This is a genomic window from Sorangium sp. So ce327 (genome assembly GCF_051530205.1).
Taxonomy (GTDB): domain Bacteria; phylum Myxococcota_A; class Polyangia; order Polyangiales; family Polyangiaceae; genus Sorangium; species Sorangium cellulosum_B.
In genome coordinates this window covers 3,212,669-3,225,210 of sequence record NZ_CP150330.1, presented here as the reverse complement: position 1 = coordinate 3,225,210, position 12,542 = coordinate 3,212,669, and the positions used below count along the sequence as shown (strand labels likewise).

General features: G+C 70.4%; 14 protein-coding genes. 8 read left to right on the top strand and 6 right to left on the bottom strand.

Annotated elements, in window-relative coordinates:
* The first annotated feature begins 342 nt into the window (after positions 1-342).
* From WME95_RS12375 to WME95_RS12355, 5 genes are all read left to right on the top strand, one after another.
* Entirely contained in the window at positions 343-711 is a 369-nt protein-coding gene (locus tag WME95_RS12375) for a response regulator (RefSeq protein WP_437299247.1), read from the top strand.
* Positions 712-796: 85 nt separating this feature from the next.
* On the top strand, positions 797-1,474 hold the full coding sequence (locus WME95_RS12370; RefSeq protein WP_437908578.1) for a GAF domain-containing protein: 678 nt from the start codon (positions 797-799) through the stop codon (positions 1,472-1,474).
* On the top strand, positions 1,471-1,995 hold the full coding sequence (locus WME95_RS12365; RefSeq protein ID WP_437908577.1) for a chemotaxis protein CheD: 525 nt from the start codon (positions 1,471-1,473) through the stop codon (positions 1,993-1,995). The genes WME95_RS12370 and WME95_RS12365 overlap by 4 nt, the downstream gene beginning before the upstream one ends.
* A gap of 160 nt (positions 1,996-2,155) precedes the next feature.
* Positions 2,156-2,995, top strand: coding sequence for a methyl-accepting chemotaxis protein (locus tag WME95_RS12360; RefSeq protein ID WP_437908576.1), 840 nt, complete (start codon positions 2,156-2,158; stop codon positions 2,993-2,995).
* Positions 2,992-3,129, top strand: a complete 138-nt coding sequence (locus tag WME95_RS12355) for a hypothetical protein (RefSeq protein WP_437908575.1) — start codon at positions 2,992-2,994, stop codon at positions 3,127-3,129. The genes WME95_RS12360 and WME95_RS12355 overlap by 4 nt, the downstream gene beginning before the upstream one ends.
* A 92-nt stretch (positions 3,130-3,221) precedes the next feature.
* Here the strand turns inward: WME95_RS12355 and WME95_RS12350 are convergent, their stop codons facing one another.
* The 6 genes from WME95_RS12350 to WME95_RS12325 all read right to left on the bottom strand — a co-directional run bounded on the left by WME95_RS12350 (position 3,222) and on the right by WME95_RS12325 (position 6,933).
* Positions 3,222-3,776 carry a hypothetical protein gene (locus WME95_RS12350; RefSeq protein WP_437908574.1) on the bottom strand — a complete coding sequence of 185 codons (555 nt, stop codon included), beginning with the start codon at positions 3,774-3,776 and terminating at the stop codon, positions 3,222-3,224.
* Between the two features lie 115 nt (positions 3,777-3,891).
* Entirely contained in the window at positions 3,892-4,473 is a 582-nt protein-coding gene (locus WME95_RS12345; protein ID WP_437908573.1) for a hypothetical protein, read from the bottom strand.
* Between the two features lie 81 nt (positions 4,474-4,554).
* Positions 4,555-4,932, bottom strand: coding sequence for a hypothetical protein (locus tag WME95_RS12340; RefSeq protein ID WP_437908572.1), 378 nt, complete (start codon positions 4,930-4,932; stop codon positions 4,555-4,557).
* A 301-nt stretch (positions 4,933-5,233) separates the two neighbouring features.
* On the bottom strand, positions 5,234-5,593 hold the full coding sequence (locus WME95_RS12335) for an immunity 8 family protein (protein ID WP_012234832.1): 360 nt from the start codon (positions 5,591-5,593) through the stop codon (positions 5,234-5,236).
* A 127-nt stretch (positions 5,594-5,720) separates the two neighbouring features.
* On the bottom strand, positions 5,721-6,071 hold the full coding sequence (locus WME95_RS12330; protein ID WP_437908571.1) for a hypothetical protein: 351 nt from the start codon (positions 6,069-6,071) through the stop codon (positions 5,721-5,723).
* Between the two features lie 352 nt (positions 6,072-6,423).
* A complete protein-coding gene (locus WME95_RS12325; RefSeq protein ID WP_437908570.1) occupies positions 6,424-6,933 on the bottom strand; it encodes a hypothetical protein in 510 nt (169 codons plus the stop codon).
* 574 nt (positions 6,934-7,507) lie between these two features.
* Between WME95_RS12325 and WME95_RS12320 the strand changes: the two genes are divergently transcribed.
* The 3 genes from WME95_RS12320 (at position 7,508) to WME95_RS12310 (ending at position 12,200) form a co-directional block, all read left to right on the top strand.
* Positions 7,508-8,128: a glutathione S-transferase family protein gene (locus tag WME95_RS12320; RefSeq protein ID WP_437908569.1), complete on the top strand. Its 621-nt coding sequence runs from the start codon at positions 7,508-7,510 to the stop codon at positions 8,126-8,128.
* A 65-nt stretch (positions 8,129-8,193) separates the two neighbouring features.
* Positions 8,194-11,541, top strand: a complete 3,348-nt coding sequence (locus WME95_RS12315) for a DNA methyltransferase (protein ID WP_437908568.1) — start codon at positions 8,194-8,196, stop codon at positions 11,539-11,541.
* Positions 11,538-12,200, top strand: coding sequence for a hypothetical protein (locus WME95_RS12310; RefSeq protein ID WP_437908567.1), 663 nt, complete (start codon positions 11,538-11,540; stop codon positions 12,198-12,200). The genes WME95_RS12315 and WME95_RS12310 overlap by 4 nt, the downstream gene beginning before the upstream one ends.
* Positions 12,201-12,542 lie beyond the last annotated feature (342 nt).

Here is a 12,542-nt window from a genome sequence, read left to right as displayed (position 1 = left end):
GCCCACATCGTGAGCGGCCGTACAACACGATGGCTTTGTTGCGTCCTCTTCCAAAGGGTCTTTGCGCCTCCGCCAGACACCGACGCTCTCGCGGTGGCGTCCGGCCCTCGCACCCGCGCTGTCGAGGAGGTCGGGGCCGGCGCGCCGACCCGCCGGCCCGCCAGCCCGTCAGCTCAATAGAAAGATGCTGTATGTCCGAGTGTTCTTGCCTCGATTGATGTTTACTTGAGGCGTGACCCGATCGTACCTTGGGCAAAGGCGACGCCCCTTGGGGAGAGGGGGCGTGCGAGCCGCGCGGGCGAGCGCTCGAGTGGCCTTCGTTGCCTGCGAGGGGAGGCGGTGGTGTCTCGAAAGAAAATCCTGCTGGTGGACGACTCGGAGACCGTCCTGATGATGGAGCAGATGATCCTCCGGAAGAGCTATGACGTGGTCACTGCCAAGGACGGCAGCGCGGCGGTGGCCAGGGCGCTCGCCGAGCGACCTGATCTGATCCTGCTCGACGTGATCATGCCGGCCATGGATGGATTCGAGGCCTGCCGGAGGCTGCGATCGGAGGAGGCGACGCGGGAGACGCCCATTGTCCTCGTCACGAGCCGAGGCGAGGTCTCGCACAGGGAAGAGGGGTTTCGCTGTGGCTGCTCCGACTACATCACGAAGCCCATCGACTCCCTCGAGCTCCTCGAGAAGGTCAAGAGCTGTCTAGGCGAATGAGGTGAAGACCGACATGTCGCGTGATGGACAAGCGGAACGCGGGGTGGAGCAGGCGGTGCGCCGCGAGCGATCGTCACGAGCGCACGTGAGCGCGCTCGAAGGGCAGAAGAAGCGGCTCGCGCGGCGCGCCCGCGCGCTCGGCCGGCTGCTCGGCCGGGTCCGGAGGGCCCGCGGGCGCCTCGAGGCCCGCGCCGTCCGCGCCGAGGCGGCGCTCGCGCTCGCCGCCGATCGATGCGCCGAGGAGGAACAGCAGCGCTCGCAGCTCGCGAACCTCTATGTCGCGAGCCGCCGGCTCCTGCCGCTCCGGACCCGGGAGGAGGCGTGCCGCGCCCTCCAGGACATCATCGCGAACCTCGTCGGCTCCGAGGAGATCGCCGTCTTCGAGATCGACAACAGCGGGGCGGCGAGGGTCGTCGCGGCCTACGGCGTCGCGCCGTCGTCCGCCGTCCTGATAGCGCCGGAAGAGGGCATCGTGGGGCGCGTGGCGCGGCGGATCGAGCCGTATTTCCGGCAGGGCGCCGCGCTCGGCACCGACCCGGCCGCCCCCCAGGCCCCCTGCGCGCGCGGCGAGGGCGACGTCATGGCCTGTGTCCCGCTCACGGTGGACGAGCGCGTGGTCGGCGTCATCGCCGTCTTCCGCCTGCTCTCGCAGAAACCCGAGCTCGGGCCGATCGACAAGGGTCTCCTCGAAGCGCTCGGCACGCTGGCGGCCGGGCCGTTCTGCGCGGGGCGGGAGCGCTGCGGCGCCCTGGAGATGCGATGACGATGCTCAAGCCCCCGTCGCAGCGGTACGGCGCTGGACGAGCGCGGCTGAGCGCGCCCCCCCCGAGCAGCCCGCAGCCCCACTACCTCACGCCGGGCAACGTCTTCGCGTCGGGCGAGCCGACGATCATCACCACGATCGTCGGCTCGTGCGTCGCGATCTGCCTCTGGGAGCCGGCGCTCGGCGTGGGCGGCATGAACCACTACGTGCTCCCCAGCTGCCCCAACCTCACGCTGCCGCTCGGGCGCTTCGGAGACACCGCCTTTCAGCAGCTCCTCGATCGTCTGGCGGCCCTCGGCGCCACGCCCCGCTCGCTCCAGGCCCGGATCGTCGGCGGCGCCTGCATGATCTCCGCCTTCCGGGAGCGGGACTCGCACCTCGGACACCAGAACGTGGCGGTCGGGGTCATGGTGCTGCGCGCCGCCGGGATCCGGGTCGTCCAGCAGGACACGGGCGGCAGCCAGGGCCGGAAGCTGATCTTCCGCACGGACGACGGCAGCGCGGCCATCCAGCCCCTGTGATCGCGATGGATGCCGAGCGGGCCGCGCTCATGCAGATGTTCGCCGCGGCCTGCGCCGGCCCGCGAGAGCGTGGTCGTGGTGGCCCACGAGGGGGGGCCAGGCCGGCCTCGTCGTCGACTCGCTCGACGGCGAGGGCAGGGCGGTCATCAAGCCGCTCGAGGTGAGCGGCTCGATCCAGAAGAACGCCAAGAGCAGCCAGCAGACCGGCGAGCTCGCCACCGGCGCCGCGGCCGCCGCGGAGCAGAGCCTCGCCGCGGTCCAGCGCACCGTGGCCGCGATGCGCGACATCGCCGAGAAGGTCTCGATCGTGCAGGAGATCGCGTACCAGACCAACCTGCTCGCGCTGAACGCGTCGATCGAGGCGGCCCGGGCCGGCGAGCACGGCCGCGGCTTCGCCGTGGTCGCGAGCGAGGTCCGCCGCCTCGCGGAGCGGAGCCAGGCCGCCGCCAAGGAGATCGGCGCGCTCGCGTCGGCGAGCGTGCAGGTCGCCGATCGCTCGGGGCAGCTGATCGAGGAGATGGCGCCCTCGATCCGGCGGACCTCGGCGCTCACGCAGGAGGTAGCGATCGCTTCGCTCAACCAGGCCGACGCGGTCGGCCAGGTGAACAGCACCATGCGCCGCGTCGACGAGGTGACGCAGCGCAACGCCGCGATCAGCGAGGAGCTCGCCAGCACGGCCGAGGAGCTCGCGGCGCAGGCGGACGCGCTCTCGGGCATGCTGCGCTTCTTCCAGGTGGGCGACGAGCTCGCGTTCCCCGAGCGCCCCCGCGTGCCGCGCGCCCCCGGCGCGGGCGCGCGGCGCCTCCCGCCGCCTTCCCGGGAGGGCTCCGCGGCCTCGCCGGGCGCCTCGAACGGCGCCGCCGTGCTCGCGACGCTCGCCCGGGCCAGGACGAACGGGGCCCTGCGCTCCCCCGCGGCGCTGCACGAGGACGCCGAGCTCGAGCGCTCTCGGCCGCGGGGCGCGGATCGGGCCGCCTCCGCGCGCGCGGAGGTCCCGTGAGCGCCGCGCCGGAGCCTCGATCGTCGCAGTACATCTCGTTCTTCGTGGGCGGCGACGAGCTCGCGTCGCAGGGCGAGCCCGCGGGGGCCGGCGCGCTCGGCGCCGGCGAGGGCAGGCCGCGGCCTTCCCCGTAGCCGTCCGCGGCCAGGGGGGAGAGCAGCCGCAGCTGCTCACTTCACGACGCGGTGGCACGCGCGCCGCTCATCGCGAGCGACAACGTTCGCGCTCAGCGGCGAGGGCGGTGCAGAGCCCCGGCCTCGTCCGCCGCAGCGGGTTGTCCGGCCACGCCGGCCGCCGCGGCGCGCAGCTCGGACATCGCTTCGTTGTAGGCGGGGCTACCTGGGGCGCAGGGCGCTACATTCCGCGGCCCCGACAACGGATTGCTCTCCAGCGCGCGGATGGCGCTGTCGATCGTCTCGAAGTGAGCGAACCACCGCCGTGCGGCTGCCACGACCCGAGGGGCGAGCAGCCGAAGGACCTCGACCTGCTCCGATTCCGACAGGCGAAACGACCAGGGGATCTCCTCCCAGTTGAACGAATGCCCCGGCTGCGCGCGGAACTGGCAATGCCACGGAGCCGGATTGTTCCGGACGGCTTTGCGCAGCCCACAGCCAAACTCGACCTGGAAGATGCCGGCGCGAGGGCAATGAAACCAGACGACGTCGACGAAGTACGGGCGAAGCCGCCACATGGCACGGCCCGGGTTGTGGAACCCGAGATCGACCAGCCGCGGGCCGACGATCTGCGAGATCAGCCGCTTCACTTCAGCCCAAGAAAGCATCGCCTCCCCTTCCCTGCCGAACGGGGCCTCTGCCGCGAGCGGGGACGCGCGCTCACCCTCTCATCGGCAGCAGGCCCAGGTCGGCCAGCGTCGGCGACACCGAGAGCCACCGCGATCACGGGTCGTCTCCGGGCTGGAGCGGAAACTCGAGCCAATCGAAGCGATCGAGCAGCGCTGCCTCCGCGTCGTCATACTCGAGATTGAAGCAGTGATGGTGCGGGACAGGGATCTCGATCGCGCGCCGCGCCAGGCCGCGCGCCTCAGCATGGCCGACAAACTGCTCGAGCGGGCCGTACGCGTAGACAAGGTTGTGGTTGTCGTAAACGATCGTGCTCTGCGAGGGCAACGACGTGACCCAGACGTGATGGCGGCCATCGCGCTCGAAGAACTCTTCGAATTCGCGAAGAAAGCCGGCCACGTCTCGCAACTGCATCGGGGCTGGTTCCTGCCGCCGCGCAGCCGCGTTGCCGCAGCGGGACACCACGAGCACGTGGAGAACACCGAACGGCGCCGGCAACGGTCGCAGGAGATCGAGGATGAGGTCGATCTGGCGTTCGGCCGGCGCGAGCACCAGGCGATCGGGGCCCGTGGTGCGCTGGAGATCCCACGCGTCCGGGTATCGATGCTCGACCCAGCGGTCATCGGGTGCCAGCGAACCGAGCTTGTAGGGTTGTACCTTCATGGCGAACGGCCTCAATCGAGCACCGCCGGGGCGCTCACGTGGACGTGCTCGACCGGGATCCCGCCGACAGCATGCCGTCGTCAGGCGCTCGACCCGTCAAGTCTGTGGCTTCTGGCATCGCGGATCCCATCTTCGATCCTCTCTCCCGTCGAGGTCCGCTCTGACCTCTCCGGACTCGTCGAATTGCCAGGCTGAATATCCATAGAAGAACCACTTCTTGATCGGGATCGGTCGCATCCCGCGGAGCTCCTCCGGCGTGTGATGCCAGTGGGGTGGAATGGCCGAGAAGAAGAGGTCGTTCGCGATTCGCCTCGCTCGAAGGGACATCGACAAGAAACAGTGCTTGAACGTCCCTCGCGGCGCGACCTCATCACAGTCCGGATGAGAGTAGAAGTACCGGACGCCCTGCATCACTTGCCCGATGTTGAGCGCCGTGTGCTTCGCGTACTCCTCCAGAAAGATTGTCAGCCTCATTTCTCTGCCCTCGGACAAGCGGCGCAAAGGTCAGCAGATTCGACCGAAGCCGCGGCACCAGCGCTGTCCAGTTCGTCACCTCTTGGGACCTCGCTCACACAAAATCTCACAGACCGGCTCTGCGCCGCAAGGCGCAAATGGTGTCCAGCGCGGTGGCGTAGGTGCGCCTGACACGGGCGGCGATCGCTGCCTCTCCGGGGGCCGCGAGCGCCGGCAGGGCGGCCGGGCCGGAGGAGCCGCCGCGCGCCGAGCGCCGGCGCTGCGGCGCGCAGCGGGGGCGAACAGGGGAGCGCGCGCCGTGTCAGGGCTCCCGGTAGCTCTCGTACTCCCAGGCGAAGTAGCGCCGGAGGTTCTCGACGCAGGCGGGCCAGGTCTCGGCCTCGCAGGACGCGACGGTCTGCTCGAGCCAGCGCCAGAGATCGTCGAAGTCGTACCGGCGCATCACGAGCAGGGGGCGGGTGGCCAGGATGCCATCGCGAGCCTCCAGCCGATCCAGCCCGGCGGGCGTGGCCACCCTGAGGGTGAAGGAGTCCGCGCCCGCCCCCTTTCTGGGCCCGATGTCCAGCATCACGAGCTCGGCGAACGCGTCGGGATCGTCGGGCGCCCATGTCCGGAGATTGGGATGCCCCCAGACGCCAGCGGAGCGGATGACGAGCTTCATGGTCGGGGAAAACGAAGAGCAAACCGGTTCTCTGGTCAAGGGCGTCAAGGGCGTCACGCGTGTTTCGCCGGTGAGGCGCTCGGCTCGACCCGCGCGCGAGGCGTGGAGCGCGGCGCCACTCCGGGCGTCAGCCAGCATCGATCCACCCGCGCGCGTCGCACTCGTTGCAGGGGAGCTCGATTCCGAATCCGGGGGCCGGTTCAGCGATGCGTTTGCCGTCGCACGTCGAGCAGACCGACGACCCCGGAGGTGGCTGCGGGATCAGCTCGAGGAGCTCGACGATGCCCGTCTTCCGGGCGCCGGCGATCAGCGCGGAATGTGCGTGCAAACCGCCGACCTCGACGATCTCATCGCCGTCCCAGCCACGGAGGTCCTCGAGGACGCGGCCGTCGGAGGTCAGGTAGGTCATCGGTCCCATGCCGGGGTCGAGCAGGAACGCGTCGTACTTGTCTTCAACCTCGTCCTGCCAAGAGTTCATGGCCGCGACGTACCGTCCGGCCGCCTGATCGACGGAAGAAGCTCCGGAGAAGAGGCGTCGAATGGAATCGATGAAGTTGCCGCCCGCCTGCGCGCGCGGCGCGCCGGCAGCACTGCGGGTCGCCCGCAGCTGACGTTGCTCAAGACGTCGAGCGCGCAGGCGTTCGAGCAGGGGCGGAGGGATTTCGAAGGGCATGCGGGGACCTCCTGCGGGGTTGCCGTGTCTGCCTGGCGACTGGCGTTCTTCTGCGTGGTCCCGAGCGGAGCGAGGGCCACATCAGCAGCAACGACCTGGTCAGCCGGCTTCTCGCCGTCCGACTTCGCGCGTCGGCTGCAGCGCGTTGTTTGGTCGATCAGCGGCTGCCCAACCATTCCATGAACTCGTTTGCCGTTTCCGGGGACAGTTCGAGCACCGCTTCCGCGACGGCCGGCTGGTTCTTCGAAGCGGCGAGGGCGCTCAATGCACACAAAAGGAAGTTAGCGTCCCAAGGTCTTGATGCCGCCGCCGCGACAAGAGATGGCAACTGTGACAACGCGTCGAAGTAAGCCGGGGCAAGATCCTCTGGAACTGCGATACTCTTCTTAGCTCGACAGATCTCCACCCAAGCCGGAAACTGAAAGTACGTGAAATCGGCAGAGGCCGGAGCGGACGCCAGCGCTTTCACCACGTAGGGGACTGCAGCAAAAGAAGCCGAGTAAACGTCCCCTTGGTGCGCCAGGGAGCTCCAGAGTGAGAACCAGGGTTCTTGCTCTCCCTCCGCAGCGGGCAAGCCATCGAGTTTGCGCAACAACTCTGGAACATCTGAAGCAGCACCGTATGCGTGCTCCAGCTCTGACCATCGAGCACTCGTGAGACTCAGCATCTTCGCTCTCGAACGGTCAAAAGGAGCATTCCGGTGGAGATGGTCATGTTGCTCTGGCGCGGCCGTCTTGCCTGCCCAACTATCCGTCGATCGGTCAACCGAAGCCGCGGAACCAGGTCTGTCTAGCGCGTCGCCTTTTGAGGCGTCCCCCACGAAAAATCTCACAGACCGGCTCTGCGCCGCAAGGCCCAAATGCTGTGCGGCGCCGCAGGGTAGATCCGTCTGACACCGGGCGCAGTCGCCGCCTTTCCGGCGGGCCGGGGGCGCCCGGAGGGCGCCCGGCGGGCGCGCAGCCGGAGGCATCGCGCCAGGCTGATACCGCAGCCGCCTCATCAGGAGTTTCCGGACACCTGGTCCTGGGCGTCGGCGAGGGCCACCCAGACGGCGCCAGCCGCGACATCGGCGGCGTGCTGGGCGCGCACGGCGCCTCGCTCGCGCGAGTTCGTTCGGGTGAAATCGACGTGCTGCGCGCGGACCGTTCAGCCCTCGCTTGACCTTCGCGGGTCACCCGGGGAGCATCCCCGCAGCACCCGGGACGGGTGCCGGGGGCCCCGCGGATGGGAGGGAGTACCAGATGATCGACCTGTACACGTGGACCACGCCGAACGGCTACAAGCCCGTCATCCTCCTCGAGGAGCTCGGGCTCGCTTACCAGATCAAGCCCATCGACATCGGGTCCGGCGCGCAGAAAACGCCGGAGTACCTGCGCATCAACCCCAACGGGAAGATCCCCGCGCTGCAGGATCACGACCACCCGAACGGGCCAGTCACCGTCTTCGAGTCGGGCGCGATCCTCATCTACCTCGCCGAGAAGACGGGCAAGCTCTTGCCCGCGAGCGAGCCGGGCCGGTCGCGCGTCATCGAGTGGCTGATGTTCCAGATGGGCGCGGTAGGGCCGATGCTCGGCCAGCTCGGCCATTTTCGCAGCGCCGCGCCAGAGAAGATCCCTTACGCGATCGAGCGCTATCAGAACGAGCAGGACCGCATCTACAAGGTGCTCGACGGCCGTCTCGCCGAGTCCGAGTACCTCGCTGACGAGTACTCGATCGCGGACATCGCCACGTTTCCGTGGATCTCCGGGGCCGCGCGCATGGGGGTCGCGCTCGAGCCCTATCCGAACCTCGCGCGCTGGGAGCAGGCGATCAAGGCGAGGCCGGCGGTCGCACGAGCGCTCGCGGCGAAGATCAAGCCCTGAAGGCCGCGCGCAGGTAGAACCTGCAGCAAAGCGCCCGGCGCTCGCGTACACTCCGGGCGCTCGGCATGGATCAGCCCGTCCCCGGGGACAGCAGGGCGCAGCAGGCAGACGTCGCGGGCGCGCTCGCGGAGCGGGCCTTCGACGCGCTCGGCGTCCTGCTCCGCGGCTTCGAGGACGCGGCCGAGCGCGACGGGGCGGGTGCGATCGAGGACGCGCTCGCCCGCGGCCCGGAGCACCTCCACGGCGGCCTGCTCACCGCGATCCTCCGGCTCGTGTTCGTGCTGCACGCGGAGGACCGCGGGCTCCTGCCGGCCTCGGACCCGTACTACGCGGCGCACCTCGGCGTGCGCCCGCTGTTCCAGCAGCTCGCGGCGGAGCGCGGCGCGCGCCAGGGCGCGCTGCGGCGGCGCTTCGGGGCGTGGCCACGGCTCGTCGCGCTGTTCCGCGCCATCTTCCACGGGCTCCGCCGCCCCGAGCTGACCCTGCCGGCGCGGGGAGGCCAGCTCTTCGACCCCGAGCGATACCCGTTCCTGGAGCACGCGGCCCTGGACGACGCCGCGGCGCCACGCGCGCCGCGCGCGCCGTCGGTGGACGACGGCACGGTGCACGCGGTGCTCGAGCGGCTCCTCGTGCTGGACGGGCGCCCGCTGTCGTACCGGGCGATCGACGTCGAGCAGCTCGGCGGCCTCTACGAGGCGCTCATGGGCTACCGGGTCGAGCGCGCGGCCGGGCCGACGGTGTGCCTCCGGCCCGACAGGGTCTGGGTGGGCGCGGCCGAGGCGCTCGCGCAGCCGACGGCGCGGCGGGCGGCGTGGCTCGCGGAGCGGGCGGGCATCTCGCGGCGGGAGGCGGCGAGGCTCGGGGGGGCGCTCGTCGCCGCCGAGACCGCGGCCAGCGTCCTCGAGGCGCTCGGACCGCTGCGCGCCAGGGAGACCGACGTGCTCGGGGCGGGGCGGCTGTTCCTCCAGCCGATCGCCGAGCGGCGGCGGACGAGCTCGCATTACACCCCGAGGAGCCTGTCCGCGCCGATCGTCGCGCGGACGCTCGAGCCGCTGCTCCGGCAGCTGGGCGAGGAGCCCGCGTCCGAGGCGCTCCTCCGGCTCGCGATCTGCGATCCGGCGATGGGCTCCGGCGCGTTCCTCATGGAGGCGTGCCGGTACCTGGCCGACCAGGTGGTGGCCGCCTGGACGCGCGAGGCCGCGCGCGGCGACGGGGCGGCGGCGGCGCGGCTCGCCCTGCCGGGCGAGGGCGCCGTGAGCCACGCGCGGCGGCTCGTGGCGCGGCGCTGCCTCTACGGCGCCGACAAGAACCCCTTCGCGGTGAGCCTGGCGAGGCTGTCGCTCTGGCTCGTGACGCGCGCGCAGGACGAGCCGTTCACGTTCGTCGATCACGCCCTCCGGCACGGCGACTCGCTCGTCGGCCTCGACCTCGCCCAGCTGCGCGGCTTCCACTGGAAGCCCGCGGCGCCGGCGCCGCCGTTGTGCGAGGCGATCGACGCCGCGGTGGCGCGGGCGCTCGAGCTGCGGCGGCGGCTCGCCGAGGAGGCAGAGCATCCGGCGAGCCTGCGAGACCCGGGAGGGAGGGACGTCCCGGAAGGCGGCGGCGCGCAGCTCCCGGCGAGCCTGCGAAACCCCGGTGGGCCGGGCGTCCCGGAAGGCTACGACAGCGACGCTGCGCGCCGGCGAGCGCGGCTCGCCGAGGCGGCGGACGAGGCGATCGCCCGGGCGCGGCTGCTCGGCGACCTCGTCGTGGGGGCGTTCTTCGCGCACGAGAAGGACCGTGACCGGCTGAAGGAGCGCGACCGGCGGGCCGAGCTCGCGATCGCGTGGCTCCGAGGCGGCGGTCCGCCTTCGGAAGAGCTCCTGTCGATGCAGCGGGCGCTCCGCGAGGGGGCGCCCGGGGGGCCGCCGCCATTGCCTGCGTTCCACTGGCCGCTGGAGCTCCCGGAGGTGTTCCAGGGGCCGCGTCCGGACGAGCCCGGCAGCACCCGCAATCCGCGGCCGGCGCGGCTCGGCGCGTTCGTCGGGAACCCGCCGTTCCTGGGCGGGAAGCGGATCTCGACGGATCACGGCGAGCTCTACGCCGCGTGGCTCGAGCAGCTGCACGGCGCCACGAAGAACACCGATCTGGCGGCCCACTTCTTCCGCCGCGCGGCCGCGCTGCTCGGGCGCCGCGGGACGGTGGGGCTCATCGCCACGAACACGATAGCTCAGGGCGACACCCGGCGTTCGGGCCTCAGGCCGCTCGTCGAGGCGGGGGGCGCGGTCATCTACCACGCCGTGCGCAGCGTCCCGTGGCCAGGAGACGCCGCGGTCCACGTCGCCGTCGTCCACCTCGCGCTGGGCATGTCGCCGGGCGACGGCCTGCCGCCGCCGCGGCTCGACGGCGTGCCCGTGAGCCACATCAACTCGCACCTGCGCGCGATGCCCGAGCGCCCCGACCCGCGCCCGCTCGGGGCCAGCCGGGATCTGTGCTTCATCGGCTGCTTCCTCCGGGGCGACGGCTTCGTCCTGACCGACGGCGAGGCGCGGGCGCTCCTCGCGGGCGATCCTGCGGCCGGCGAGGTGCTCCGCCCGTTCCTCGGCGGCGAGGAGGTCAACTCGTCCCCTTCGCACAGCCCGCACCGTCACGTGATCGACTTCGGCGAGCGCGGGCTCGAGGAGGCCGGCCGGTGGCCCGCGCTGCTCTCGATCGTGCGGACCCGGGTGAAGCCGGCGCGGGATCGCCTGAAGGGCACCGGCATCGACGCGGGCCACCGGGCGCGCTGGTGGCAGTTCGCCAACACGCGGCCCGAGCTCCGGCGCAAGATCGCGCCGCTCGAGCGGTGCCTCGTCGCGGCGCGGGTGACGAAGCACCTGTGCTTCGCCTTCCAGCCCGCGGGCCGGACGTTCTCGGACCAGCTGTGTGTGTTCGCGATCGACGACCATGCGCGCTTCGCCGTCCTCCAGTCGCGCGCGCACGAGACGTGGGCGCGGCTGCTCTCCTCGACGATGGGAGAGGGCCTCCGGTACGCGCCGTCGGACTGCGTGGAGACGTTCCCCTTCCCTCGCCCCGACCACCTCGCCGAGGGCGGCCGCGTCGAGGCCGCCGGCGAGCGCCTCTATGAGGCCCGCGCGCGGTGGATGCTGGCGTCGTGGCTGGGGCTGACGGAGACGTACAACCTCATCAAGGACCCAAGATGCAAGGAGCCGAGCATCGTCGAGCTGCGCGCCCTCCACGAGGAGATGGACCGGGCCGTCCTGGCGGCCTACGGCTTCGACGACGTGGAGGTCCCCCCGTGCGCGGAGCCCGCGACCCCGGGAGAGCGGCAGGCGCGGAGCGCGTTCGAGGACGCATTGATCGACCGGCTGTTCGCGCTGAATGAGGCGCGCGCCATGGAGGAGAAGCAGGCTGGAGCAGAGGGCCGGTCGTGACGGAGAACGCCAAGAAAACGGGGAATGCCATTCGTGTTCTCGGAGCGACGCTCCTGCTCGTCCCTGCCTTTGGCGCTGGCGTACTGGTCGGCAGGTCCCTCCTGGACGGGAAGCCGCCATCGAAGGAGAAGGGAGCGGATCCTGCTTCGGATCCCGGGCTGCGGAGAGACCGGAGAGAGCTCGCTGCATGTCGAGAAGAACTGGCAGCCCGTTCGGAGCCGCGAGCGACCGCCTCGGCGGCCGAGGCTCCTCCGGGGGAAGAGAGACGGGACACTCCCGAACGAGCGGCCACCGTGGATGAGCTCGAGGTGGAGCTGAAACGGTGCAGAAAAAGCGAAATCCTTGTCGACGCTGAGCTTTGCATCGCCGCGGCTCGCCAGTTCAAAGCGCTGATGGCTTTACCCAAGGATGGATTGATGTGCGGGCCGGAGTCCAGGTCTGCCGATCTCATCGAGAAGAACTTCGAGAGCTGCGCCGCGCTTTCGGACGTTCCCGCGGATTATCGCTCGAACGATCTCACCAAGGAAGAATCGAGCCTCATCGCGGACGCGATCCGGGTTCGTGAGACGCTCACCGAAGATGATCTGCTCCGCAGCCTGAAAGAGTTCGTCTGGACGCCATCAGACGCCCAAAGACGCCATAAGACGCCAAAAATTTAATAATCTTGGCGTCTTTTGGCGTCTGATGGCGTCTTTGGGCGGCTCCATCATTCCGGCAGCCTGGGGTAAGTACTCCACCACCACGCTCTCGGCAGCGCCGCCCTACTCGCAGCCTGTGAAGCGCAGACGGGGGTTGAGCATCACAGCCGCTCGTCTCAGAAATTTCGCCCAGATGGAATCCTGCATTGCGCATTCCGGTGTATCCGGCCGCCCGTTCCGACCTGGCCCGGCCACCCCCTCGTCGACCCCCTCCAGATCGAAGTTCAACTCTCCGGCAAGGAGTCGACCCCCTCCGGGGAGAGCTTCAATCCTCCCGCCAGACCCGGCGCGTCGAAGTCTGAC

Coding starts and splice junctions, on each gene's coding strand:
- WME95_RS12365 (WP_437908577.1), top strand. CDS start 1,471: ATGACGATGCTCAAGCCCCCGTCGCAGCGGTACGGCGCTGGACGAGCG.
- WME95_RS12325 (WP_437908570.1), bottom strand. CDS start 6,933: ATGCTGAGTCTCACGAGTGCTCGATGGTCAGAGCTGGAGCACGCATAC.
- WME95_RS12335 (WP_012234832.1), bottom strand. CDS start 5,593: ATGAAGCTCGTCATCCGCTCCGCTGGCGTCTGGGGGCATCCCAATCTC.
- WME95_RS12340 (WP_437908572.1), bottom strand. CDS start 4,932: ATGAGGCTGACAATCTTTCTGGAGGAGTACGCGAAGCACACGGCGCTC.
- WME95_RS12350 (WP_437908574.1), bottom strand. CDS start 3,776: ATGCTTTCTTGGGCTGAAGTGAAGCGGCTGATCTCGCAGATCGTCGGC.
- WME95_RS12330 (WP_437908571.1), bottom strand. CDS start 6,071: ATGAACTCTTGGCAGGACGAGGTTGAAGACAAGTACGACGCGTTCCTG.
- WME95_RS12320 (WP_437908569.1), top strand. CDS start 7,508: ATGATCGACCTGTACACGTGGACCACGCCGAACGGCTACAAGCCCGTC.
- WME95_RS12315 (WP_437908568.1), top strand. CDS start 8,194: ATGGATCAGCCCGTCCCCGGGGACAGCAGGGCGCAGCAGGCAGACGTC.